Genomic DNA, 24,590 nt, shown 5'->3' with positions numbered 1-24,590 from the left:
ACGCACATTGGACGCAAAGTTGCTGTGGGCTAATCTACGAGCAACGGGACCTGGGCGACGTAGCCCCCGGGTCCTTACGTGTTTCTACGGCCCTGCCGTTGACGCGGACCGAAGGAGGCGAGCCTGTGATCGTGCACAGCGCGGTGCTCTCCCGGCACGCCCGCCCGTTTGGCGAGGAGGCCTCATGAGCAATCTGCTTCTGCTGACCAACGCACTGGAACCGTCCGCCGAAGTCCTTCCGGCGCTCGGGCTGCTGCTCCACTCGGTCCGGGTCGCCCCGGCCGAGGGGACCGCCCTGCTCGACGCCCCGCCCGCCGACGCGATCCTGGTCGACGCGCGGCGCGAACTCGTCCAGGCCAAGAGCCTGTGCCGGTTGCTGCGGACCACGGGGATCGACTGCCCGCTCCTGGTCATCGTGACCGAGGGCGGCCTCGCGGCGATGACCGCCGAGTGGGGCGCCGACGACGTGATCCTCGACACCGCCGGCCCCGCCGAGGTCGAGGCGCGCCTGCGCATGGCCATCGGCAAGATGTCGCTGGCCGCCGCCGAGGAGGTGCCCGACGAGATCCGCAGCGGCGACCTGGCGATCGACGAGGCGACCTACACCGCGCGCCTGCGCGGCCGGGCGCTCGACCTCACGTTCAAGGAGTTCGAGCTGCTCAAATACCTGGCCCAGCACCCGGGCCGGGTCTTCACCCGGGCCCAGCTCCTCCAGGAGGTCTGGGGCTACGACTACTTCGGCGGCACCCGGACGGTCGACGTCCACGTGCGCCGCCTGCGCGCCAAGCTGGGCGCCGAGTACGAGGCCCTGATCGGCACGGTCCGCAACGTCGGCTACCGCTTCGTGCCCGACCGCGGCAACGAGATGGCCCAGGAACTGGAGACCGCCCGCCGCTGATCGGCGCTCCGATGACATAGGAAAAGCCCCCGGTCGCGCTCGACCGGGGGCTTCCCTGTTGTTACGGCAGAACCGTGATGTGGTTGGGGACCGGGGGGGCCACCGGGGAGTTGGCGGTCAGGTAGTCCTCGAACGCGTCGATGTCGAGCGGGCCGCTCCACAGGTCGGTGCCCTGGGTGAAGGCCGCGAAGGCGTCACCGCCGCCGACGAGGAAGTTGTTGGCCGCGACGCGGATCGACTGGGTCGAGGTCACCGGGACGCCGTCGATCTTGATGTCGGACACCTTCGAGCCCCACGCCGCGCTGTTGCTGTAGGAGTAGGTGAGGTTCGACGACGGCTGCAGGATCTTGGTGAAGGCCTGGTTGTTCGGGCCGCCCACCCACTGCTGCTCCAGCACCAGCTTGAGCTGGGCGCCGGTCAGCGTGACGACCTGCACGAGGTTGTTGAACGGCTGGACCGCGAAGATCTCGCCGTAGGTGGTCACGCCGGGGCCCTCGCCGACGGGCGAGCTGGCGTAGGTGAGGGTGGTGCGGATGCCGCCCGGGTTCATCAGGGCGATCTGGGCGTTGCCGCCGGCCTTGGCCGACTCCAGCTGCGAGTCGGCGATCAGGTTGCCCAGCGGGGACTCGCCCGAGGCGACCGCGACGTTGGTGATGTCGGCGGTGATGTCGCCGACCTTCTTGTTGGCGACGCTCGCGACGCGGGTCTTCCAGTCGTTGATGAACGACACGGTGGCCGGGTCGGGGGTGACGGTGCGGCGCACGACGGTGTTGTCGGCGGCGACCGAGGAGCGCACGATGTCGCCCGTGGCCTTGTCGATCTTGAAGTCGATCTGGGTCAGCACGCGGCCGAACGACGAGCCCTGCGTGTAGTAGCGCTGCTGGCCGGCCGGGTCGGTGGCCTTGCAGATGTACGCCTGGTGCGAGTGACCGCTGATCACGAGGTCGATCTCGGGGTCGATGCCCTCGGCGATGCGCGAGCCGGCGCCCTTGACGATCGGGCAGGCGTCGGGGCTCTGGTTCGGGGTGACCTGGTCGCCCTCGTGCACCAGCACGACCTGGGCCTTGATGCCCTTGACGTCGCGGAGGTACTGAGAGGTCTCGTTGGCGGCGGCGACCTCGTCGGTGAACTCGAGGCCGGCGATGCCGGAGGCGGTCACGATCGTCGGGGTGGTCTTGGTGACCAGGCCGATGAAGGCGACCTTCTCGCCGTTGATTCGTTCCACGTAGTAGGGCGCGAGGGCCGGCTTGTTCTTCTTGGTGTCGATCACGTTGGCCGCGATGAACTCGAAGTCGGTGCCCTTCCACTTGCCGGCGGGCGAGCACCCGTCGACCGGGTGGCACTTGCCCTCCATGACGCGCTTGAGCTCGGCGTAGCCCTCGTCGAACTCGTGGTTGCCGGCGCTGGAGGTGGCCAGCTCCAGCGAGTCGAGGAACGCGACCGTGGGCTCGTCGTGGAAGGCGGCCGACAGCAGCGGGGAGGCGCCGATCAGGTCGCCGGCCGCGACCAGGACGGTGTCGCGGTTGCGCTGCTGCTTGACGTAGGTGGCGAGGTAGGCGGCGCCGCCGGCGCCGTCGACGATGGTGCCGGTCTCATCGGCGATGCGGCCGCTGGACCCCGTCGGGGGCTCCAGGTTGCCGTGAAGGTCGTTGATCGAGAGGATCCGGATCGGGATCAGCTCGTCCTTCTTCTTCGCCGAGCCGCTCGCGCTGGCGCCCGCGGGCCCGATGGCCAGAGCGACGACACCCGCCGTGGCGACGGTGGCCACGGCGAGTCTCTTGAGGGATGCAGGGGTCATGGTAAGTGAGCCTAGAGTGACCACCTGACTGGCCAATGGCCCAAAGGTAACGATTCCCCCGGGTGACACCTGGCGGGATTTGCCAGTCGGGGGTACGTAGAGTGCGTTCCATGAACGCGCACGTGGAGATCAGGGAACGACTCGATGACGACACGGTTGCCGAGGTCAGGCGGCTCGTCCAGGCCGCGACCGACGCCGATGGCGTCCGCCCGCTGAACGAGCACGTCATGCTCCATCTGCGGTACGGGGGCGACCCCGGAGCCAAGTCGGCACTTTTGTATGACTCGGGCGTTTTGTCAGGTTTTGCCCATGTGGACCCGACCGACGAGGTCGAAGGGCCCAGCGGCGAACTCGTGATCGCCCCCGACGCCCGCCGCAAGGGCCACGGGCGCATGCTGCTCGACGCGATCATGATGGAGACCGGCGGACGGTTGCGCCTGTGGGCCCACGGCGACCACCCCGGGGCCGGGCGGCTGGCCGCCTCCTCCGGCTTCCAGCGGGTGCGCTCGCTCTGGCAGATGCGCCGCAGCCTGTTCGCGCCGTTCCCGGCCGCGCGGGTGCCCGAGAGCGTGCGCATCACCACGTTCGAGACCGGCCGCGACGAGAAGGAGTGGGTCGCCCTCAACGCCCGCGCCTTCGCCCACCACCCCGAGCAGGGCTCGTGGACCGTCGACGACGTGCGACGCCGCGAGCAGGAGCCGTGGTTCGACCCGGCGGGCTTCTTCCTGGCCTTCCGCGACGGGACCATGACGGGCTTCCACTGGACGAAGGTCCACGGCGACGGCGGCCACGGGCACGAACCCATCGGCGAGGTGTACGTGGTCGGGGTCGACCCGGCGGAGCAGGGGTCCGGCCTGGGGAAGGCGCTGACGCTCACCGGGCTCGCGCACCTGCGGTCGCTGGGGTTGTCGCAGGTGATGCTGTACGTGGACGAGGAGAACCGGGCGGCGATCCGGCTCTACGAGGGCCTGGGCTTCAGCCGGTGGGACGTCGACGTGATGTACGCCCCGGCCCGCTGATCGCCCGTGACGGCGCGCGGCCGGGAGCGCGGGGCCGGCGCCGGATCTCCGGGAGCGCCGGGGGCGGCGGGCGGTGCCGGGGTGGGCGTAGCCGTAACGGAAAAAGAAACAGGCGCGTGATCGGGTGATCACGCGCCTGACTCGTCGAGCGAGGGCTACTCGATGATCGCGTGGGCGATCCAGTAGGTGATCGCGGCGACGATGCCCGCCGCCGGGATCGTGAGGACCCAGGCGGTGACGATGTTGCCGGCGACGCCCCAGCGCACGGCCGACAGGCGCTTGGTCGCGCCGACGCCCATGATCGCGCTGGTGATCGTGTGGGTGGTGGAGATGGGCGCCTGGAAGCCGATCGCCGCCACGTAGAGGACCGTCGCGGCGGCGCTCTCGGCGGCGAAGCCCTGCGGCGGGTTGAGCGCGATGATGCGGCGGCCGAGGGTGCGCATGATGCGCCAGCCGCCCGCGTAGGTGCCCAGGGAGATCGCCGCCGCGGCGGCCAGGATCACCCACTGCGGGATGTTGTCGCCGGGCTGGTTGTAGCCGCCGACGACCAGTGCGAGGAAGATCACGCCCATGGTCTTCTGCGCGTCCTGCAGCCCGTGGCCGAGGGCCATGGCGGCGGCCGACACCGTCTGCGCGTAGCGGAACCCGCGGCCGGTGGTGTGCGGGTTCGACTTGCGGAAGATCCACAGAATCGCGATCATGATGCCACCCGCCAGGGTGAACCCCACGAGCGGCGACAAGATCATCGGAATGACGACTTTGTCCAGCACCCCATCCCAGTGGACAGTCGTGCTGGCCGCCAGCGCCGCCCCCACGAGCCCGCCGATGAGCGCGTGGGACGACGACGAGGGCAGCCCGAAATACCACGTGATCAGGTTCCACGTGATGGCCCCGACGAGGCCGGCCCCCACGATGACCAGACCGTGACTGCCTTCAGGCGGCTCGATGATGCCGCTGCCGACCGTCTTCGCGACCTGCTCCCCCAGATGGGCGCCGATGAAGTTCATCACGGCGGCCATCAGCAGCGCGGCCCGCGGCGTCAGCGCCCGCGTCGAGACCGAGGTCGCGATCGCGTTCGCGGCGTCGTGGAAGCCGTTCGTGTAGTCGAAGACCAGTGCGATGACGACCACACTGATGACGAGCGCAAGCTCCACTTAACTTTCCTTGACCGCAATCGACTCGACCGTGTTGGCGACGTGCTCGAACGCGTCAGCGGCGGACTCGAGCTGGTCGATGACCTCTTTCATCTTGAGGACGGTCAGGGCGTCGTACTCGCCGGAGAAGAGCTTGGCCAGCAGCCGCCGGTAGACCTGGTCGGCCTGGTTCTCGAGACGGTTGATCTCGATCCAGTACTCGTTCATGTTGTTGAGCGACCGCAGCCTCGGCATCGCCTCGGCGGTCAGCTCGGCCGCGCGTTCGAGCACCTCGACCTGCCGCACGACTTCCTTCGGCAGGTGGTCGATCTGGTAGAGCACGATCAGATCGGCCGCCGCCTCCATGAAGTCCATGACGTCATCGAGGTTGGAGGCGAGCTTGTAGATGTCCTCCCGGTCGAACGGTGTGATGAAGCTCTCGTTCAACCGGTTCAGAATCGCGTGAGTACGCTCGTCGCCCGCGTGCTCACACGCGCGCATCTTCTCAGCGAGAGCCTCACGGTCGGAACCGTCACTGATGATCTCGACCAGCAGCCGTGACGCTGTGACGAGGTTGTTCGCCGAGTCGGCGAACAAGTCGTAGTAACTGTCCTCACGGGGCGTGAGACGCAGACGCACGTGGATCTCCAGATGTGCGGGGACTGTCCGCAGAGAAGAGTAGAGGCAACCAGGCAGAACGTGAACTTAAGGTAGATGTCACCTAATGGTTGCCCAACGCGCTTCCCCTGACACATATGGTTCTTTGCTCGTTTTTTAGATCTTGGTGCGATGGAAGTTGAGGAAAGACCGCGACGGCGTCGGCCCACGCTGACCCTGGTACCTCGAACCGTACGCGGCCGACCCATACGGATGCTCGGCGGGGCTGCTCAGCCGGAACAGGCACAGCTGACCGATCTTCATCCCGGGCCACAACTTGATGGGCAACGTGGCGACGTTGCTGAGCTCAAGGGTGACATGACCCTCGAACCCGGGATCGATGAAGCCGGCCGTGGAGTGGGTCAGCAGCCCCAGCCTGCCGAGGCTCGACTTGCCTTCGAGGCGGCTGGCTATGTCGTCGGGGAGCTTGATGACCTCGTAGGTGCTCGCGAGGACGAACTCACCGGGGTGGAGGATGAAGGGCTCGTCCTTGTCCGGTTCGACGAGCCTGGTCAGGTCGGGCTGCTCACACGACGGGTCGATGTGCGGGTAACGGTGGTTCTCGAAGACCCGGAACATCCGGTCGAGCCGGACGTCGATGCTGGAGGGTTGGACCATGTCGGGGTCGTAGGGGGTGAGGGTGACTCTGCCCCTGTCCACCTCGGCTTTGATGTCGCGATCTGAAAGCAGCACGACGACAGGGTAGTGGGAATGGGGGGATGGGCTTGGCGTGGATCATGTAGAGTAGGCGGAGCACCTTGCGGGTGTAGTTCAATGGCAGAACATCAGCTTCCCAAGCTGACAGCGCGGGTTCGATTCCCGTCACCCGCTCTTACGACGAAGGCCCAGGTCAGAAGATATTTTCCGACCCGGGCCTTGATCTATTTCTGGGCTGATTCTCGCCGTCGTGCCAGATCCGTGCCAGAACAAGTGATCTTGCTGGTCAGGCGGTCGGGACGAGCACTCCCGCTGAGCCGTCGTCGCCTTCCTCACCCTTGGGCCTGAGGCCCTTCTCCACGATCTTGCCGAGGCCATCGGCGATCTCGCGGTCACGCTCCTTGGAGCCGTGGAGGTAGATCACTGCGGCCTTGGTGCTTGCGTGGCCCATGCGTGCCATGAGCTCTTTCAGGGTGGCGCCCGTGAGCGCTGCCAGGGTGTTGCCGGTGTGGCGGAGGTCATGAATGTGAATCTTCGGAAGGCCGGCCTTCTTGAGTGCCTTCGCCCACACCCGCGAGAAGTTGCTCCGGCGCAGTTGCGCGCCCTTCTCACCGACGAAGACCAGGCCGTCGTGCCTTTTCTCGCTGAACCGTTGGACGTGCCACGCCAGTTCCCCCGTGATGACCTCAGGGAGGTTGACCGTGCGGGTTCCGGCGTCCGACTTGGGCGGGCCGGTGAGCAGTTCGCCGGTCTTCATCTCGGAGACAGCGACCGCGATGCGGACCGTTCGGGCGTCGAGGTCGAGGTGGTTCTTCCGGAGGGCGGCCAGCTCGCCCCAACGCATGCTGCCGAACGTGGCGAGGAGCACCAGGGCGCGGAAGCAGGGAGGCATCGCGTCCGCCAGCCTGAAGACCTCGGGCACGGTGAGGACGGGGCGCTCTTCCGGGCGCTCGACACCCGCCTTCTTGATCTTGCAAGGGTTCTTCTTAATCAGCTCGTCGTCGACGGCGGTGTTGAGGATGCCGCGAAGGAGGCGGTACGCCTTGGCGATCGTCGATGCGCCGAGGCCGTGCTTGGTCAGGCCGGTGTGCCAGACGCGGACCTGACGGGACGTGATCTCCGTGAGCATGCACTCGCCGAAGGTCGGGTTGATGTGCAGCCGCAGCAACCCCTCGTAGAGCTGTTCCGTCTTGGGCCGAAGCGTCCTCTCAGTGAGCCAGGTGGCCGCGTAGTCGCTGAAGAGGACCTTCCCGGCGTCGGGGTTGGTCCACTCCTGCTGGAGTACTTCCGCTTCGGCCTTGGACAGCCATTTCTCGGCGTCGGTCTTGGTCGCGAAGGTCTGCGGCGCCGTGTACTCCTGTCCGTCCGGACCCTGATAGCGAGCCTGGAAGCGGCCCGAAGGCAGCTTGCGGACGGCACCGAAACGGCGACGAGATCCCTTGTTGTTGCCGCCCATCAGGCAGCCCTTCCCTTCCGGGTTGCGATCGGTTCGACGAGTCCGGCCCGGATGAACTCTTCTAGGGCCGATTCAGGGATGCGCACGCTCCGCCCGATGCGGACGAACGTGATCCGGCGCTCTGCGATGAGCCGCCGGGGGAAGCGGGTCGAGGTGTTGAGACGAGCGGCCACCTGGTCGACGGTCAGGAGGTTGTCCCTGATGGCGTTGGGGTCATCCGCCTTGCTCTGTCGCCTCATGCCGCCCTCCCCGTGGTTGCCGAAAGATCTAGGCCGTTCGCTGCGGCTTGGAGTTGGTTCATGTGGGCTCGCCAGCGGAGGCGTTCGCGGATGGAGCGCAGCAGCCGGACCCGGATCGGAGGTAGGTCGGGGTCGCCAGCCTTGACCGGGGACCAGACGTAGCGGCCAGCGTTGGCGGGTTCGTCAGCGACGCCGAGGGCCTCCAGGACCCAGGTCCGGCGGTCGGCCTTGTGCTCGCTAAGGGTCTTGTTCGACCACTTGCGGGAGACCAGGACGCGGCGCCCGCCGTAGCCGAGGTGTTCGGGACGGTGGGCCTTGCCCCTGCATCGGCCGGGGATCATGCCCGGCTTGGCGTTCTTGGGCTGGACGCCATAGCGGAGCCAGTTCGGGCAGGTCGGGGTGCAGGGTTCGTACCGCAGGACATCAGCGAGGCGGGCCGCGTGGTCCCGGGCTGCTTGGGAGTCGGCGGCCTGACCGAGTGACTTGGTCAGGTACTTGGACAGGTAGCGGATCGCCTGGTCTGCGTCCGGGGTGCCCGAGAGGATGCCCTGGGCGTCGATCTGAGGACCGAAGCGGACGACATGGAGCGGTTGGGCGTCGGGATCGGCGTCGAGCTCGTCGAGGGCCTCATCCCAGGTGGGGAGGATCTCGCCGGTAGCGGGGTCGAGGTAGCCGGCCTTCTCATCCCAGACCGGCAGATGCCCGCCCTCGAAGCGGATCGTGTCGCAGGAGGGCCACCACACTTGGTGATAGGTCGCCGCAACAACGGCGCGGATGTCGGCGCGGGACATGCTGCCCCGCATGGCCATGTGCAGGTGCGGTGCCAGACGCTTTTGCATCTCGACCGTGGCGAAGTACTGGACGTCATAGCCCGCGACGCGGCGAAGGTTCTGCACGAACCGGTCGATCAGCTTCGAGAAGTGGAGAGCATCCCGGGCCGCCTTCACATAGTCGTAGGTGGCCGGGTCGACCGGGACGCCGTTGTTGACCCGGCCATAGGAGTCGAGCGTGAGCGTGATGAACATCGAGGGTCGGTAGCTGCGGCCGTCCGGGCTTTCGTAGGTGCGGCCCAGCGTGGTCGCCGTCATGGCCCGCTTCGGAAGGTCGGGAGCGTCCTGCCGTCGACGAGTTGAGCGGGAGCGCTTGGAAGCGGTCCGGCCGAGGACGTTCCCGCGCACTCCAGCGGCGTTGATCTCGATGTCGAGTTCGGCGATGGCCTGGTCATAGTCATCGGTAGGAAGCCCCGCGGATTCGAGTTCGTCGCGGAGGGCCTGGGCGTCGGCGCGCCACTCCACCAGGTGCCGTTGATAGTCGTTCGGTTCATCCGGGGTGATGGCCGGTTCGGTCGTCAGGTGCCAGCCCTCGCGGCACTGGGCCTTTCGCAGAGCGCGGTTCCGCTTGGCGCACGGAGGGCACTTGGCCTCAAGGGTCGCCCCGCACGGCGCGTTGATGATGTCGCTGATCCCGGTCTTCAGATCCATCCGGCGCAGCCCCACCGGGCGGATGCACACGCCGTTGTCGATCGCGAGAGCCTCGACCACCTCGTGCGCCAGGGGCATCGTCTGCTTGATGGCGCGCGGGGTGTGCCGGTCGTTCGGGTTGGTCAAGGCACCTCCTACTGGTCGAGGGCGTCGAGGATCACGACGGCCTTGGTCCCGCACTCGCGGCACTCGACGACGCCCCGGACGGGATAGATCCACAGGCAGTCGGTGGTGCCGCAGGACGCGCAGGTCAGGTCATCCAGGGCGCGAGCCAGTTCAGCCATTGGCGTCTCCCTCGACGAGGTCGGCGGTCAGGCGGACGAGGCCCGTGTACGGCTGGGTGCTGATCTGGACGTCGGCCAGGTGCAGGAAGCGCACCACCCCCGAGGGGGTCAGCCGGGCGAAGACGATCTGTTCGGGGACGCGGGTGATCTCGGTGCGGGTGCCGGTCAGTGTGAGCCTCACGCGGCCCTCGTCTCATCGGCGGTGGCGGTCCACAGGTGGGCGACCATGGCGCGGATGTCGTCGTCAGAGACGTAGGTGGCGCGGACGCGGATCGGGTCTGGGGAGGACTCCAGCCGGACGTAGCCGATGCCCGCGCCTTGGGCCGGGTTGGGTGAGATGAGGTCGGCTAGCGCTCCCCGGCCGCGTGCACCGTCGCCGAGGACCATGTCGACCTGTTCGGACTCATCCAGTCGGAGCGCGATCTTGTCGGGGAACAGGTTGCGGATGTTCATGACCTCTTTGCGCGGGTCCTGAAGCGCCGCCAGGACGCCGAAGCCGACCGCCCGACCTTGGGTGGTGAGTGTGGCCAGAGCAGCGGTGATGCGCTGCTTGAGGTGCTTGTCGGACTGATAGGCGGTCAGGAACGCCACTTCGTCGACGACCACCAGGACGAACGGCTCATCTGTCGTGGCGGTGTGGGTGCGCCGGACACCGGCGTACTTGTCGGCACGCTGCTGCATCTGCGCCACGGCCGTCTCCAGCAGGTCGGCGCACTCCTCCGGGGTGGCGGCGTACTTGCCCCGGAAGAGGTCCTTGCCGAGGGACAGTTCCATGCGCTTGGGGTCCAGCGCCCAGACCTCCACCAGGCCCGAGGTCATCGCAGAGAGCAGACCCCGGATGACCGACCAGATCCACGAGCCCTTGCCGGCCCCGGTCGCCCCGGCGACGAGAACGTGTGTCCCATGGACCTTCAGCCGGTAGGGCAGGCCGTCCTCACGTTCGCCGACCTGAACCGGCTCGACATCGATCGGAGGTTTGTCGGTGTGGTCGGGGAGCGGTAGGGCGGGGATGGGGTCGGCGAGAGGATCCCGGCGAGGCATGACCAGCAGCACGACGCCGGGAGCGTGCAGGGTGACGCGGGAGCTGGTCGCGCCGAAGCCCTGGGCCAGGTGGTCGGCGCGCTTGGTCCAGTCCTCCAGGCATTGGCCCTTGAGCATGCGGACGACGACCAGATCGGCCCACGGTGTGCAGGCGACGTTGACGACCCGGGGCAGGTAGTCCCGGCCGTGCAGGTGGCGGCCGAGTCCGGAGACGACCATGACCGGTTGCCAGTGCCGCCGGTAGATCCAGAAGCGTCGCCAGGAGGCCAGCAGCGGCCAGCCGATCCAGGAGGAGAACGACGGGCGGTGGATCACAGCCCAGCTTGCGAGGACGGGCAGGGTCAGGCCGACCAAGAAGACGCTGCCGCGCCAATCTACCAAGACCGCGAGCGCGGCCAGGCTGCCGACGATGCCGACCGCGATCGGGTGCCGCCAGATCAGCCGGACCAGGCCGACGACGAGGCGGATCAGCCACAGGCCGATGGCGAGGAAGGCCGGGGTGTTGACCACGACCGGCTTGAACACGATCTTCGTGTCGGGGGTGGTGGTGACGAGGTTGCGTGCCTCATCCCCCGGGAGCTTGCGAAACACTAGGTTGGAGTCCTCTCGGAACATATGCAGTGGGCTGGGAGAACCGGGGCGGCCGGAGGGTCCAAGCTCCAGCCGCCCCACCGAGGTCAGGCCGCTTTCGGCTCGCCGGTGTCCGGACCGTCGTCGAGTTCGGGCAGCGGAAGCTGAGCGGGCGAACCCTGCGTCTCGGCCAGCAGGCTCGTCACGGCCTTCGCCAGCTCGCGGAGGAAGTCGACACCCGGCTCGGAGTTCACCGAGGGCAGGGCGATCTTGAGGCTGACGCGGTCCTGATCGATGGCGATGAACCCCGGGTTGCCGTCGCGGCCAGCGAAGTAGCGGACGTTGACGTTCGCACCTGCGCAGATCGACGCGCTCACGCTGGCTTCACGGCCGGGGTGGATCATGATGGTCGCAGCGCCGTAGCCCTCGCTCATGCCGCGTTCTCCTTGCCGTTGGCGGCCGACTTGCCAGCGCCCGAGGTGGCCAGCGGGCGAGGGGCGTACATCTCGCGGACCTTGATCGACCAGGCCAGACGGCCCGCGCCGTTGACGTAGGCGGTGACCGCCATGCCGTCGAACTCGACCGGGGTGAACGGCAGGCCCGGCATGGGCGCCGGGGGCACGGGCTGGACCGGGGCGAGGATCTTGACGGACACCGTCTTCTGGGCGGGCTTGACCTCGGGGTCGGCGTCGAGCACCGCGACCTGCCACACGAGTTCGCCGCTCTTCTTGTCGCGGGTCTGGACGAAGCGGCCGTTGGTCGAGGCGTCGAAGTCCTTGACCGGCTCGACCTCGCCGACGACGTAGCAGCCATGCGGGAAGACCTGCGCGAAGGTGACCGGGATGGGTCCCTGCAATGCCATGGATGCCTCCTGTTGACTGACAGGCACTTAACCTATCAAGTGATGCGAGCATAAGGAGAGCCCGCCTGCTACGTCAAGTAACTAGGCGGGCTCGTTGAGTAGCAATCGGCTAGCCGATCGGATAGGCGTCTTCCAGCTCGTGGCGGTCGGCCGGCAACAGCACCTCAACGGCCGCCAGCGGACGCCCCGACGCATCGCGCACCGCCCCGTACACGACCAAGAGCGGCACACCCTTGGGCATGCCGAGCTGCTTCACCTCTGCCGTGGTCGGCATCCGGGCCGTCACCTGCTCCACCACGTGATCGAACCGGACACCCTTCCGGCTCTCCAGGTGGGCGCGGATCCCTTCGGTCAGGGGTGTGGCGCTGGTCAGGTCGGTCCCCTCGGACAACTCCAGCGACACCCACACCGAGACGATCTCTGTCGGCTCACCGTCTCGGCTGACCAGTCGACGGCGGACAAAGGCGCGGGTGTTGGGGTCGACGTCGAGGAGGGCGGCCAGTCGATTCGGGACGGCAACGGCAGCCGACTCGATGATCTCGCCCGCAGTCAGGCTCTCCGCTGTGGTGAGGTAGGCCCGGCCCGGTCGAGAGCCCTCCAGGGAGGCGAGCGCCGGACGTCCGAGAACGAAGCGGCCCTTGCCCTGCTGGGAGTCGATCCAGCCCTGATCCTTCATGATCCGCAGAGCCGCGACCACGGTGGGCCGCGAGACGGCGAACTCCTTCATGAGTTCGTTCTCGCTGGGCAGGGTCGAGCCCGGGGCGTACTCGCCCGACTCGATGCGCCGCTGAAGGTTCTGCACAAGTTGCGCATACTTCGGCGGAACGGACTCTAGCGACATCTCGACCGTCCATCACCCGACAGGTTGTTTTACCAAGTTTGAGAGTATCCCGGCGGTAGACCACTGTCCATGCCGCCGCCTGAACCCGCATAACGCAGAAGACCCGGCAGGTGGGAGCCACGGAGTCCCTCCACCTGCCGGGCCAGACACGGACCGGACGAGCCATTGCCAACGTCAGCTCCCTCGATCCGACGCGACCGCCCAGCCGTGCCCGCTCTACCGGGTCACGAATGCCTTGAGGGCTTCGGCCGCGCCCTTGATGTCCGTGACCGGGTGGCGCTTCTCGGCGTTATTCCAGGAGAAGCACGCGCCGCCGTAGCCGATGAAGACCGCGACCGGTAGCCCCGGCCCGTGCGGCGGATACACCAGCACCATCCGGTTCTCCTCCCGCAGTACCGCCTTGATCGCGATCTCCGTCAACTGACCGGCCAGCAGAATCAGGTAGTTCTCGTTCTCCGGCTGGTCGGTCTCTTCCAGCGCTTCCGCCATGTTGGGGTTCATCTCGCGCTCCTTTCGGCCCGGCCGCTTCCGAGGCAGTCCAGACACATCCGCTCTCCGCTCCCGTCGCGCTCCTCATCCACCGGCCCGACCAGCAGTTCCCGCCGTGACACCCGCAGCTTTGCGCCACGGCCCCGACAGGCGGAGCATGGAAATGCCTGACTGAACTCGATTGGCCGGGTCACCGTCGCCAACTCCTCATTGATCCGGCACACCCGCTCTTTCGGGGAGGCCGCTGTGACGTACCGTGGTTGCTTGATGACAAGTCCACCGGCCAGCGACTGAACGCAGTACCCCCGAACGCGCCCCTCTTACCCCCCTCATGCACCTCCGCTTGGGAGGAAGGCACCGGATGCCCGACCACATCCCGAACGTGCAACTACGCGCATGGCGGAACGAGCATCGCCTGACTCGCGCCGAATTGGCCCAGCTCATCAACCAAACGCCGACCGGGATTAGGGAACGTCTCGCGGTCGACGAGGAACGCATTCGGCGGTGGGAGGCGGGCGAGGTCTCATGGCCGCGCACCCCGTTGCGGCTCGCCCTTGAGCAGGCGACAGGGCTCTCACCCGAACGGCTGGGGTTCTCGCAGAGCGGGCGAAGCCGGTTGGTGGAGGCGCGCGTGATGCCTGTTGACGCACTCCGTGCCGAAGCAGACTTGTACGGGACCATGGAACTGGCTCAGCAACTCCAGGCATCCGACGTCGGAGCTGGGACATTGGAAGCTCTGGCCGAGGCCGTCGACCTCCTCTGCCGCGCCTATCCCGTCGTGCCCGCCGCCACTTTGCGCGACCGCACTCAGAAGCGTCTTGCGCAGGTCACCCAGCTTCTTCGGGGACGTCTCACCTTCGACCAGCACCGCGAAGTGCTCGTCATCACCGGCTGGTTGACCGCTCTTCTCGGGTGTGTGCATTACGACCTGGGAGAGCGGGAGGAGGCCGAGACGGCGCGACGGGCCGCCTACGAAATGGGCCGCCAGGTTGGCCACGGCGAACTTATGGGATGGGCACATGAGATGTCGGCCTGGTTCGCCCTGGTAGAAGGCCGGTTTGAGGACGTCGTGAAGTCGGCCCGCATGGGCCAGGCAGTAGCCGGCAGCAGCAGCGCGATGGTTCAGCTCACCTTGCAGGAAGCCCGCGGATTGGCCCGCATCGGCGACCGACGGGAAGCAGACCGCGCGCTCACCCGAGGCGCGAACGTCCTGTCCACGCTCGCGATGCCTGAGAACCCTGACCATCACTTCGTGTTCGACCACGCCAAGTGGATCTTCTACGCGGCCACCTGCTACACGTGGCTCGCGGACGATGATCGCGCTGAGGAGCATGCGCGAGAAACGATCCAGATGCACACACGTCCGGACGGCAGCTCGAACGCACCTATGCGAGTTGCCGATGCACATATCGACCTCGGAATCGTCCACGCACGACGTGGCGATCTTGACGCCGCGACAGAACATGGCGCAATGGCGCTCGACATCGATCGGAAGTCGCTTACGGACCTCATCAACCGCGCCGAGGACCTCGATCGGCTGCTCAGGCAGAAGTACCGCAAGGAGGCAGCCACGTTGGAGTTTCGCGAGCGTCTGATGGACTTGCGCAGCAGCAAGTAAGGCGCAGGCTCTAGTAACCAACAGCAGACCGCGTAACGATTTAAAGCGCTACATACAAGCCCCACTTGTTCGATTACGATAACCCTATGAGCGAAGCAGGGAACTCATCTGGGACAGGGCGGCGCCTTACCATCGATTTCTCTGCATGGCTGACTAACAGCCATGTAGCGCAGGAGCAATTCTATCGAGATGCAGTGATAGTCCTCGACGCTAACGTCCTCTTGGACCTATATCAACTTAATCCCAATTCCCGAGATCAAATCCTTGACGCTTTCAGTCATGTAAGAAGTCGACTTTGGATCCCCCATCAGGCCGCCATCGAGTTCAGCCGTAACCGTAGGCGCGTCGTAGAGGAAAGGATGTCGACCCTTAAGCGCACAGGCCAGCTATTAAAAAGTGCCACAGTCGATGCTGTCCATGTTATTGAGGAAGCCCTTGAGAAGCTTCAGTTATTACGCGAACGGACGGGAGCAACAAGAGAATGGAAGCGCGAGGAGATTGGCCTGGGACGAGAAGACCTCCTTGCAACTCTTGAGGGAGTGATCGATTCGGCAATTGATGAATTTCGCACTCTAGAGGCCGAATATGATCTGCATCCAAAGGATCTGCGGCAGGTAGATCCCCTACTATCCAGAATCGATGATCTTTTGGCTGGAAGGATTGGCCAAGGATACTCATCAAGCGAGCTTCGCCTACTTGTAGAGGAGGCGCATTCTTTTCGGTTCCCGAATGAGATTCCACCCGGGTTTCTTGACGCAAATAAAGGAAGTCAGCTGCGCGCCGCCGGTGATTTTATTCTATGGCGCCAGACCTTGGATATGGCATCTCAGATCCCTACCGGTGAGCGGCTAATTCTTCTTATTACTCAAGACCTGAAGGCCGATTGGTGGGAGCTGGATGCAAAGAAGAGACCTAAAGGTCCGCTACCGGAATTAACCCAAGAGATGCGCGATATAGCAGGAGCCGACCTCTTGCTAGTTACACTCAAAGAGTTCATCGCAGGGACAAAGGAACATCTTTCCTCTAAGGTCTCGAATGAAGCGATTAAGGATCTAGGAGAATTTGACGAAGATATCGACTCCCTACTGCCCGAAATCTTCGCCAACGCCAAGGCTCCACTGAACATACTCGAACTAGATTCAACTACATTCGAGCGCCTGATTCACTACCTATTGGTTCGAATGGGCTATCACGCCGAAAGGATGGATATAGGCGTAGGAGATAGAGGTTACGACTTCATCGCGGCCAGCCCCGAAGATCCCAGCAAAAAGATCATCGTTCAAACCAAGCGCAGCCTCGGCCCCAGCTCCACAAGGCAGGTCTATGAGTTAGTGGGAGTTCTTCGAAGCGGCGGCTTTGGCGGCGCGCTATTCTTCAGCACGTCAGAATTTACGCGGTCCGCAAGAGAAATTGCCACAGCCGAGGGTATTGAAATCGTGGGCGGCGCCGACCTGACGCGCATGCTAGCGGAATTGGGGATCGACATAACTATTTCAGATCCCCGATACACCAACCGCGATAACGACCCGCGAGGCCCTTGGCTTGCCGTGGACATAACGAGCCCTATAGCACGTAGCGACAATCACTACGCGATAACAAGACCGGACGGCAATGAAATCTATCCCCCACCGGGGAGAGGCTGGCGATTCCCGGAAGAGCGCTTCAAAGCGCTAGAAAATGATGGCAGAATTTACTGGGGAAATATACTGAGCGGAATTCCGCGACTGAAGCGATTCCTTTCCGAGCGCTAGTCGGGCCCGTGATCATACATCATTTCATTATTGTCTTTGGGCGTAGAACTAAGAAGGAAATACTTCAGGAGCGGTAGCGTCGATTCATGCCCAATTGAGTGCACTCGACCATCCGATGCAAGCAATCATATTGGCGTTTCGAATACACCCAAAGGCGTCGGCGACTCCGGCATAGGTCAGCTCTATATACTTATTTCCCAGGCTGGGGGTGCTAGCTGACGCTGTCTGCATCCTGCAAAGCGATTGTCGTCGACGGTTACGCAGTGCCTCTACCTTGCCTCGCCTGGTTCATATGGTGGGACTAAAGTTCCAAGCATGTCGCGGGACACGACAAGGCAGCACTGCGGTTGATTGCCGAATTGTTCTTGTGGGGATCAAGACGGCGGCGCGCCGCGCCGCCGTAACCGGCCCTCCACCGCCCGCCGCCCGGGCTGCGGCCTGGGGGCCGGTCCCGGCCGGCGGCAGCACGGGCCGTCGACCGACCGACGCAAGCGCCGTTGCCGAACGTACTCACCGAGGCCAGCGACGCGCCGCCTTACCGGATGCATGCCGCCGGGGTCCCTTTATTGTCGCATTGGTAGCTCAGGGTGCCTGGGCGGCGACAGAGTCGGCCGGTCACATCCAAGCTGCCCGATCATGATCAAATACTCTGCCGCGCGGCTTCCGCTCCTCGGGCCTGACGGCCCTGCGGTACGGGTCCACTTGCCACCGAATAACATCGCATCTCGTTCCGCATTCCCTAGGTCGGGTATAGCCAGGGCCGGATCGTTCCGCGCTATGAGCGGCTTAATGGCAAACATCCTGAAAGGCCATTTCAGGTGCGTAGAATTTCCACTCCTCAAGGCTCATAGAACTTCCCGCGATACCACAGATTACTCTGGGAAGATCAACTGGAGAACTGGTATCCCATAGCCGTACCGCGCTGTCGTCGCTCCCGGTAACCAGGATGCGTCCGTCCGGACTGAAGGCCACCGACTCGATCCGGTCGGTGTGGCCTATTATTCCGATTGGTTTGCGTGTCTGGGTCTCCCATAGTCGTACCGCGCTGTCGTCGCTTCCGACAGCCAGGATGCGCCCGTCCGGACTGAAGGCCACCGACTCGACACTGTCGGTGTGGCCAAGGGGGGTGCCGCTGGGTTTGCGTGTCTGGGTGTCCCATAGCCGCACCGTCTTGTCGATGCTCCCGGTAGCCAGGGTGCGCCCGTCCGGACTGAAAGCCACCGACTCAACGCCGCCGGTGTGGCCGGTGAGGGTGCTAATGATTTTGCGCGTCTGGGTGTCCCATAGCCGCACCGTATTGTCGCCGCTTCCGGTAGCCAGGGTGCGCCCGTCCGGACTGAACGCCACCGAGAGGACACGACCGGTGTCGTGATCAAGGGGGGTGCCGATGAGTTTGCGTGTCTGGGTGTCCCATAGCCGCACCGTGCTGTCCCAGCTTCCGGTAGCCAGGGTGCGCCCGTCCGGACTGAACGCCACCGAGGAGACAGCGTCAGTGTGGGTGGTGAGAGTGTCGATGGGTTTGCGTGTCTGGGTGTCCCATAGCCGCACCGTCCTGTCGGCGCTTCCGGTAGCCAGGGTGCGCCCGTCCGAACTGAATGCCACCGACTCGATCGGGTCGGTGTGGCCGGTGAAGGTCTCTATAGGTTCCCGTGTCTGGGTGTCCCATAGCCGCACCGTGCTGTCCCAGCTTCCAGTAGCCAGGGTGCGCCCGTCCGAACTGAACGCCACCGAGAGGACAAAGTTGGCGTGGCCGGTGAGAGTGTCTATTGGTCTTAGTGTCTGGGAGTCCCATAGCCGCACCGTACTGGCCCAGCTTCCAGTAGCCAGGGTGCGCCCGTCTGGACTGAAGGCCACCGACTCGACGGCGTCAGTGTGGCCAAGGGGGCTACCGATTTGTTTATGGGCCGTTATATCCCATCGCCGTACGGTGTCATCGTTGCTCCCGCTGGCCAGGATGCGCCCGTCCGGACTGAAGGCCACCGAGGTGACAAGGCCGGTGTGACCGGTGAGGGGGGTGCCGATGGGTTTACGTGTCTGAGTCTCCCATAGCCGCACCGTACTGTCCCAGCTTCCGGTAGCCAGAGTGCGCCCGTCCGGACTGAAGACCACCGAGAGGACGCGACGGGTGTGGCCGGTGAGGGGGGTGCCGATGGGTTTACGTGTCTGGGTATCCCATAGCCACACCGTGCTGTCATAGCCCCCGGTAGCCAGGGTGCGCCCGTCCGGACTGAAAGCCACCGAGAAGACCGGGCCGGTGTGGCCGGTGAGGGTGTCTATGGGTTTGCGTGTCTGGGTATCCCATAGCCGCACCGTGCTGTCGCTGCTTCCGGTAGCCAGGATGCGCCCGTCCGGACTGAAAGCCACCGACTCAACGCCGCCGGTGTGGCCGGTGAGAGTGTCGATGGGTTTACGTGTCTGGGTATCCCATAGCCGCACCGTGCTGTCCCAGCTTCCGGTAGCCAGAGTGCGCCCGTCCGGACTGAACGCCACCGCAGTGACAGCGTCAGAGTGGCCGATGAGGGGAGTGCCGATAGTTTTGCGTGTCTGGGTGTCCCATAGCCGCACCGTATTGTCGCCGCTTCCGGTAGCCAGGGTGCGCCCGTCGGGACTGAAGATCACCGAGGAGACCAAGTCAGTGTGGCCGGCGAGAATCGCACGAACGGGCCTGCCCAGCATGGTGAGCATGGCAACCCGAGCCTCCGGCGTCTCCTTGACGCGCCAGGCGGCCACCGCCAGCAGCGCCGACAGTCGAGGGTCGTCAGCAGCGAGTTCGCTCTGCGCTACGAGCTGACGGGACAGAGCCAGATCCCGCTGCTCGTCGGCGTCCCTCTGGGCCCGTACCGCGAGCCCCGTGGCTCCCATGGACACCAGTAGCAACACCGTCAGCACCCCGGTGACCATCTGACGGCGCCGAATGGCGCGAGCTTGGGCAACGGTGCTGGCGTCCAGCAGCTCACGCTCCAGACGGTTGAGCCGCAGATACCGGTGCCCGGCAGCCGCCCACACCAGCGCTTCCTGCAACAGCCGCCCGCTCAACGCGTCGGCGGGCCGGCGCCCGTGCTCGGCCCAGGCACGGGCGGTCTGGCGAATGCGCTGATGCATCACCAGTCCGTCCCGGGCCTCCACTACCCAGGCGCGCAGGCGCGGCCAGGCTCGCAGCACCGCAGGCCGCGCCAGGACGACACGCCCGTCGGCGCAGACCACGATCGGGTCGAAGACTTCTAGCACGCGCCGCACCGCCCGCTCCTCCTCGGCGGGTACCCGGTCCAGCACCTCCTCCACCAGTGCCGTACGTGGGCCCAGATCCCCACCGTCGGTGAGCGCGACCAGCCTGAGAAACACCCCCGGGACCAGGCCCCGCTCCTCAGGTGTCAGACGAACGTGCAGGTCTTCGGCGACGGTGCCCAGGGCCGGATCACCTGATCCCCCGCGCTCCACCAATTCTGCCTGGGCGCTTGCCGCCGCCATCAGGTCGCCGGAAACGCCCGAACCGCCGACCAGCGCTGCCAACAGCGTGGCTGCCTCAGGGCGATCAGCCGGGTCCTTGGCTAAGGCCCCACCCACCAATGGCCGCAGGCTCTCTGGCAGAACCGTCAGGTCAGGCTCATAAGTCAACACCCGATGGGCGATGGTGGCGACCGAATCTCCCCGGAAGGCGTGCTCCCCGGTCGCGGCGAACACGAGGATCGCGCCCCAGGCGAACACGTCGGCCGCAGCGCCGGCGCGCTCACCGCGGAAGACCTCTGGCGCCATGTAACGCGGGGTGCCAATGGCCGAACCGGTGGGAGTCAGGGACATCTCGGCTGTGCGGGCGATACCGAAGTCGATCAACCGGGGGCCGTCAGGCCCTAGCAGCAGGTTGTCGGGCTTGAGATCGCGGTGGATCACACCGGACCGGTGGATCGCCGTCAGCGCGGTGGCGATTCCGATTGCCAATCGGTGAAGCTGGTCGCCACCGAAGCGGCGGCCCCCGTCCACCGCGTGTGCCAGGCTCGGGCCATCAATGAACTCGCTGACGAGATAGGGACGGGGGCCATCCAGATGCACGTCTAAGATCCTTGCGGTACAAAACGAGGTAACCCGCTGGGCGGCATTGACCTCCTTGGCGAGGCGGCTCAGTTGGCCGGTGTCGTGGGCGACGTGCAGGACCTTGATCGCCACACGGGTGCCGTCGTCGTCGTAGGCGTCGTAAACCACACCCTGCCCACCAGCTCCCAGGCGGCCAGCCAGCCAGTACTCGTCCATGCGGTACGGATCACTAGGTTCGAGCGGTTGGGACATGGCCGACCTCTTCTCCTATGGATCACATGCTGTTCATGATGTGTGACGCTTCGCGCCGTCGATAAGTTTTTGCATAGGTTCGCTCGCCTGTCTCTCGGAGAGTTTTAGTCGTACGGCGTGCCAGATCCGTGCCAGTACGACGAGCTACGGCGGGTCACTCACGGGTACTCACAGCCAGATGACCAGGTCTGACCTCCACTCGCGTTTCCGCAGGTCAGCGCCGCTTGATCAGTAACCGGTTCCCAAGCTGACAGCGCGGGTTCGATTCCCGTCACCCGCTCTCATGGACACTCTGGGGGGCGACCCCCAGACCCCCGCTACGAAGGGGCTTCGCCCCCTCGCCTCCCCCCGGCCGCTATCGCGTCCATGCCGTCGCTCTCGCTCCGGGGTCGCTGCGCTCCTTGCGAAGGGCTCCGCCCCTCGCGCTCCCTGGACAGGCCTCGCTTCGCTCGGATTGCTGCTCGCTTCGCTCGTAAATGCATTTTCCGTTACGGCTTCGCCTGGCCAGCCACCCGACCGACTCTGGCCGCCCGTCCGGCGGGTCACGTCTGCGGAACTGCTACCCGATTCGCTCTTGTCCCTCCACCCAGCAGCGGTGATGTGGTCGTTGACCGATTGAGTCCGAATTCCGACGACACTGCCCTACTGGCAGGGCTCGACGTATAGGCCGCTTGTCGATCAAGCGAGCGTCCCGGAGTTGCCGTGTGGCGCCGTCACAGTCGGGTTCCGCGGTTGTGGCGGCGGAGGGTCCTGCTGAAGCTGCCCGTGTCTCAGGGCGACTCTTCGGGCGGCGGTGACGTAGTCGGCGGCCGGGCTGAGGGCGTAGACCGGTCGGCCCGAGTTCGACGTCCTGCCGGACTGCCAGCGGAACCAGTCTCCGTTCGTCCACACCACCAGGCCGTAACAGACCGACAACAGGGCCACGCCGTCACCGACGTGGCAATCACCCATGAGGTCATGGACGGTGCGCAGTTCGAGGCGAAGGAGCGTGATGGCCTGGTGGGCGTCGGACACCGCCCGCAGAGGAACGGCGACGCCGAGGATCACATCTTCGATGCGGTCGGTCCTCATGACTGCGCGCCTCCGGTGCCCACGCAACCGAGGCACTCGGCCTTCACACGCGCCGGGGTCGACGTGTCGGACCCGGTTGCGGCGACGACGCGCCGTGGGCTCATGTACTTCCACCCGCGCCCGAAACACATTTCACACAGTTCGACCATGACTCGACGATTCCGCCAGGTCATGTCACGTCTCGACCGCGCGGAATTCTCGTTTCAACGCACTCCGTCTCGTTGTGTCTCCTCTTCGCTGCCTCTTACCTCATCACCCTGGTTAACCTGAGCGATGGCAGGCTTCCAACCTCCGGGGTGTGAACCATGACCGAGCAAGCGATCATGTTGCGGACCCTCTTACGGCAGCGGCACTGGCAGAGTTACACGACCTTCTGCCGGGAGTACGACAAGGCGGCCCGGCAGGTGGACCCCTGTCTCATTGGCAAGTGGCCGAGCCGGGCGCAGCTCAACCGGTGGTTGACCGGAGAACTGAAGGGGCTTCCTTACGCCGATCACTGCCGTGTCCTTGAGGCGATGTTCCCTGGCACGACGGCTGCCGAATTGTTCTCCGCCGAGGTCGCACCGCGTCCTGAGGTCCTTGTCCCACCCGTGCTTGCGGCGGGCGCTATGGCGGATCTGACCGCCGTCTACAGCAGCCGGTCTGCCTTCACGGCCGCGCACCCGCCATCGGCTTTGTTCGACAACGCGCAGTCGATCGACGCCGCCGGCCTTTCGCTGAACGTGATCTGCCAGAGCTACCCCGATCACCAGCTCAAGCGATTACTCGACGAGGGCCCTCGGATTCGGTGCCTGTTCCTTGACCCCAAGGGAGCCGCCATCAAGGCCCGCGAGGCCGAAGAGCAATACACCGACGCGACATTGCAGGTGCTCACGGCCCTGAACATCAGTATCCTTACGAGGCTCAAGGCCCATCTTGGCGACGCCACCGCCGAGCGGCTTGAGATCTGCGTCTATGACGAGACGATCCGATTCAACATCTTGATCGTGGACGGGAAGACGTGCGTCGTGCAGCCGTACCTTCCGGCTTTCCGGGGTGTCGACTCGCCCACGCTCGTCATGACCAACGACGCCACCGAGGGCGGGCTGTATCCCGTCTTCGCCCAGGTCTTCAGTTCATTGTGGGAGCGGAGCAAACCTGTATGACCATCGACGCCCGCGAGCTACTGCCGCTAGCAGAGCAGGCCGTCACCATCGCACGACAGATCTTCACCACGGCACAGCCCGGAGTCGTCACGTCCAAAGGTGACCGCGACATGGTCACCGAAGCTGACTACGCCATTGAACAGGAGCTCCGCGAGTTCCTTGCCCGGGAGACCCCTGGAGTGGGATTTCTCGGCGAGGAGGAGGGACTCACAGGTAACCGCGAGGGGCTCACGTGGGTGCTCGACCCCATCGACGGGACTGCCAACTTCATGCACGGAATTCCTCTGTGTGGGATCTCGCTTGGGCTCGTCAAGGGACATCGGTCTGTGCTCGGCATCATTGACCTCCCCTTTCTCGGCATGACCTACGCGGCGGCCGAAGGTGCTGGAGCCTCCTGCAATGGCGAAGCGATTCACGCCAGCAGAACGGACGCCCTTGACGCCGCGATCGTGGCCATTGGGGACTACGCCGTCGAAGCCGACGCCGAGGAGAAGAACCGGCTCCGTATTCCGCTCAACTACCACCTCGCCACGAGAGTTCAGCGCGTACGGATGTACGGGTCCGCCGCTGTCGATCTGGCGTGGGTTGCCGCCGGCAAGACGGACGCCTGCATCATGCTCTCCAACAAGCCATGGGATACCGCCGCTGGCGTGGCAATTGCTCGCGAAGCGGGGGCGGCTGTCGTGAACATTGATGGCAGCCCTCACACGATGGTTTCAAGCGTGACCATCGCCGCAGCGCCCAAGCTTGTGGCTGACCTAATGGGACTGATCGAGCGGGCGCAGCAGAGTTAAGCGTCCGACTTGCCGAATAGCACCGTTAGGTATCAAGCGGCGGCGCGCCGCGCCGCCGTACCCGGCCCTCCACCGCTCGCCGCCTCGGGTTGCGGCCTGGGGGCCGGTCCCGGACGACAGCGGCCCGGGCCGTCCACCGACCGACGCACCCGCCGTTGCCGAACGAACTCACCGTACGTCGGCACGCCGCCGCGTTTTCGCTGCAACCCCTGCGGCCCCGCTGTCCGATGTTCGTCGGGGCCCCGGTTGCAGGGCCTCCTCTTGGTGCGGCATGTGTGCTCGCTGCGATCTGGCGGCCTCTGCCCGGATGGTGCGGACAACTCTTAGAGTTGACATACCCGTGGCCTCCTGCTGGGCGGTGCCGTAAAGGCGATGAGGGAGTGGGTGGGTCAACAGGGATGACACACCCCGTTTCCGTGGCTCCTTGGTGATCGACTCATTGACGAGTCATGTACATGCAGAGATGATCAGCTTCTGACATTTCGGACACTCGGAGGCGGCTGGC

The 24,590-nt window shown here is 65.3% G+C and carries 22 protein-coding genes and 1 tRNA gene; 7 read left to right on the top strand and 16 right to left on the bottom strand.

Annotated features, from left to right (window positions below):
• The first annotated feature begins 184 nt into the window (after positions 1 to 184).
• A complete protein-coding gene (locus AW274_RS13420; protein WP_062431325.1) occupies positions 185 to 898 on the top strand; it encodes a response regulator transcription factor in 714 nt (237 codons plus the stop codon).
• A 61-nt stretch (positions 899 to 959) separates the two neighbouring features.
• On the opposite strand, the gene AW274_RS13415 is transcribed toward AW274_RS13420, so the two are convergent.
• Positions 960 to 2,696: a bifunctional metallophosphatase/5'-nucleotidase gene (locus AW274_RS13415; protein ID WP_062431324.1), complete on the bottom strand. Its 1,737-nt coding sequence runs from the start codon at positions 2,694 to 2,696 to the stop codon at positions 960 to 962.
• 110 nt (positions 2,697 to 2,806) lie between these two features.
• Here AW274_RS13415 and mshD point away from each other — a divergent pair, with 110 nt between their 5' ends.
• On the top strand, positions 2,807 to 3,715 hold the full coding sequence (gene mshD, locus AW274_RS13410; protein ID WP_062431323.1) for a mycothiol synthase: 909 nt from the start codon (positions 2,807 to 2,809) through the stop codon (positions 3,713 to 3,715).
• A 155-nt stretch (positions 3,716 to 3,870) separates the two neighbouring features.
• Here the strand turns inward: mshD and AW274_RS13405 are convergent, their stop codons facing one another.
• The 3 genes from AW274_RS13405 to dcd form a co-directional block, all read right to left on the bottom strand.
• A complete protein-coding gene (locus tag AW274_RS13405) occupies positions 3,871 to 4,869 on the bottom strand; it encodes an inorganic phosphate transporter (protein ID WP_062431322.1) in 999 nt (332 codons plus the stop codon).
• Positions 4,870 to 5,487, bottom strand: coding sequence for a DUF47 domain-containing protein (locus AW274_RS13400; protein ID WP_030451631.1), 618 nt, complete (start codon positions 5,485 to 5,487; stop codon positions 4,870 to 4,872).
• Positions 5,488 to 5,622: 135 nt separating this feature from the next.
• On the bottom strand, positions 5,623 to 6,198 hold the full coding sequence (gene dcd / locus AW274_RS13395; protein WP_062431321.1) for a dCTP deaminase: 576 nt from the start codon (positions 6,196 to 6,198) through the stop codon (positions 5,623 to 5,625).
• A 67-nt stretch (positions 6,199 to 6,265) separates the two neighbouring features.
• On the opposite strand from dcd, the gene AW274_RS13390 reads away from it, so the two are divergent.
• Positions 6,266 to 6,336 (top strand) — tRNA-Gly (locus tag AW274_RS13390).
• 112 nt (positions 6,337 to 6,448) lie between these two features.
• On the opposite strand, the gene AW274_RS13385 is transcribed toward AW274_RS13390, so the two are convergent.
• The 10 genes from AW274_RS13385 to AW274_RS13345 form a co-directional block, all read right to left on the bottom strand.
• Entirely contained in the window at positions 6,449 to 7,618 is a 1,170-nt protein-coding gene (locus tag AW274_RS13385; RefSeq protein WP_062431320.1) for a tyrosine-type recombinase/integrase, read from the bottom strand.
• Positions 7,618 to 7,857, bottom strand: coding sequence for an excisionase family DNA-binding protein (locus AW274_RS13380; RefSeq protein ID WP_062431319.1), 240 nt, complete (start codon positions 7,855 to 7,857; stop codon positions 7,618 to 7,620). Before AW274_RS13380 ends, AW274_RS13385 begins: the two co-directional genes overlap by 1 nt.
• On the bottom strand, positions 7,854 to 9,464 hold the full coding sequence (locus AW274_RS13375; protein ID WP_083974109.1) for a replication initiator: 1,611 nt from the start codon (positions 9,462 to 9,464) through the stop codon (positions 7,854 to 7,856). The genes AW274_RS13380 and AW274_RS13375 overlap by 4 nt, the downstream gene beginning before the upstream one ends.
• 8 nt (positions 9,465 to 9,472) lie before the next feature.
• Positions 9,473 to 9,622, bottom strand: a complete 150-nt coding sequence (locus AW274_RS40245; RefSeq protein WP_157520135.1) for a hypothetical protein — start codon at positions 9,620 to 9,622, stop codon at positions 9,473 to 9,475.
• Positions 9,615 to 9,803, bottom strand: coding sequence for a hypothetical protein (locus AW274_RS13370; RefSeq protein WP_062431318.1), 189 nt, complete (start codon positions 9,801 to 9,803; stop codon positions 9,615 to 9,617). The genes AW274_RS40245 and AW274_RS13370 overlap by 8 nt, the downstream gene beginning before the upstream one ends.
• Positions 9,800 to 11,254 (bottom strand): FtsK/SpoIIIE domain-containing protein, encoded by a 1,455-nt coding sequence (locus AW274_RS13365; RefSeq protein WP_062431317.1) that lies wholly within the window; start codon positions 11,252 to 11,254, stop codon positions 9,800 to 9,802. Before AW274_RS13365 ends, AW274_RS13370 begins: the two co-directional genes overlap by 4 nt.
• A gap of 86 nt (positions 11,255 to 11,340) precedes the next feature.
• Positions 11,341 to 11,667 (bottom strand): hypothetical protein, encoded by a 327-nt coding sequence (locus AW274_RS13360; protein ID WP_062431316.1) that lies wholly within the window; start codon positions 11,665 to 11,667, stop codon positions 11,341 to 11,343.
• On the bottom strand, positions 11,664 to 12,095 hold the full coding sequence (locus AW274_RS13355) for a hypothetical protein (RefSeq protein ID WP_062431315.1): 432 nt from the start codon (positions 12,093 to 12,095) through the stop codon (positions 11,664 to 11,666). The genes AW274_RS13360 and AW274_RS13355 overlap by 4 nt, the downstream gene beginning before the upstream one ends.
• 109 nt (positions 12,096 to 12,204) lie before the next feature.
• Complete coding sequence (locus AW274_RS13350; RefSeq protein WP_062431314.1) at positions 12,205 to 12,936, bottom strand: GntR family transcriptional regulator; 732 nt, start codon at positions 12,934 to 12,936, stop codon at positions 12,205 to 12,207.
• Between the two features lie 216 nt (positions 12,937 to 13,152).
• Positions 13,153 to 13,437, bottom strand: coding sequence for a hypothetical protein (locus AW274_RS13345; protein WP_062431313.1), 285 nt, complete (start codon positions 13,435 to 13,437; stop codon positions 13,153 to 13,155).
• 349 nt (positions 13,438 to 13,786) lie between these two features.
• On the opposite strand from AW274_RS13345, the gene AW274_RS13340 reads away from it, so the two are divergent.
• Entirely contained in the window at positions 13,787 to 15,043 is a 1,257-nt protein-coding gene (locus AW274_RS13340) for an NsdA family TPR-like regulatory protein (RefSeq protein ID WP_062431312.1), read from the top strand.
• A gap of 86 nt (positions 15,044 to 15,129) precedes the next feature.
• A complete protein-coding gene (locus tag AW274_RS39140; RefSeq protein WP_083974107.1) occupies positions 15,130 to 16,794 on the top strand; it encodes a PIN-like domain-containing protein in 1,665 nt (554 codons plus the stop codon).
• 786 nt (positions 16,795 to 17,580) lie between these two features.
• Here the strand turns inward: AW274_RS39140 and AW274_RS13335 are convergent.
• Positions 17,581 to 21,039 carry a protein kinase domain-containing protein gene (locus AW274_RS13335; protein ID WP_062431311.1) on the bottom strand — a complete coding sequence of 1,153 codons (3,459 nt, stop codon included), beginning with the start codon at positions 21,037 to 21,039 and terminating at the stop codon, positions 17,581 to 17,583.
• Positions 21,040 to 21,753: 714 nt separating this feature from the next.
• Positions 21,754 to 22,146, bottom strand: a complete 393-nt coding sequence (locus AW274_RS13330) for a hypothetical protein (protein ID WP_062431310.1) — start codon at positions 22,144 to 22,146, stop codon at positions 21,754 to 21,756.
• Between the two features lie 305 nt (positions 22,147 to 22,451).
• Here AW274_RS13330 and AW274_RS13325 point away from each other — a divergent pair, with 305 nt between their 5' ends.
• Positions 22,452 to 23,291, top strand: coding sequence for a DUF5919 domain-containing protein (locus AW274_RS13325; protein WP_062431309.1), 840 nt, complete (start codon positions 22,452 to 22,454; stop codon positions 23,289 to 23,291).
• Positions 23,288 to 24,085: an inositol monophosphatase family protein gene (locus AW274_RS13320; RefSeq protein WP_062431308.1), complete on the top strand. Its 798-nt coding sequence runs from the start codon at positions 23,288 to 23,290 to the stop codon at positions 24,083 to 24,085. Before AW274_RS13325 ends, AW274_RS13320 begins: the two co-directional genes overlap by 4 nt.
• The last annotated feature ends 505 nt before the right edge of the window (positions 24,086 to 24,590 follow it).

The sequence above is a fragment of the Herbidospora daliensis genome (assembly GCF_001570585.1).
In the GTDB taxonomy this organism is placed as follows: domain Bacteria; phylum Actinomycetota; class Actinomycetes; order Streptosporangiales; family Streptosporangiaceae; genus Herbidospora; species Herbidospora daliensis.
This window is presented reverse-complemented; position numbering and strand designations above follow the sequence as displayed.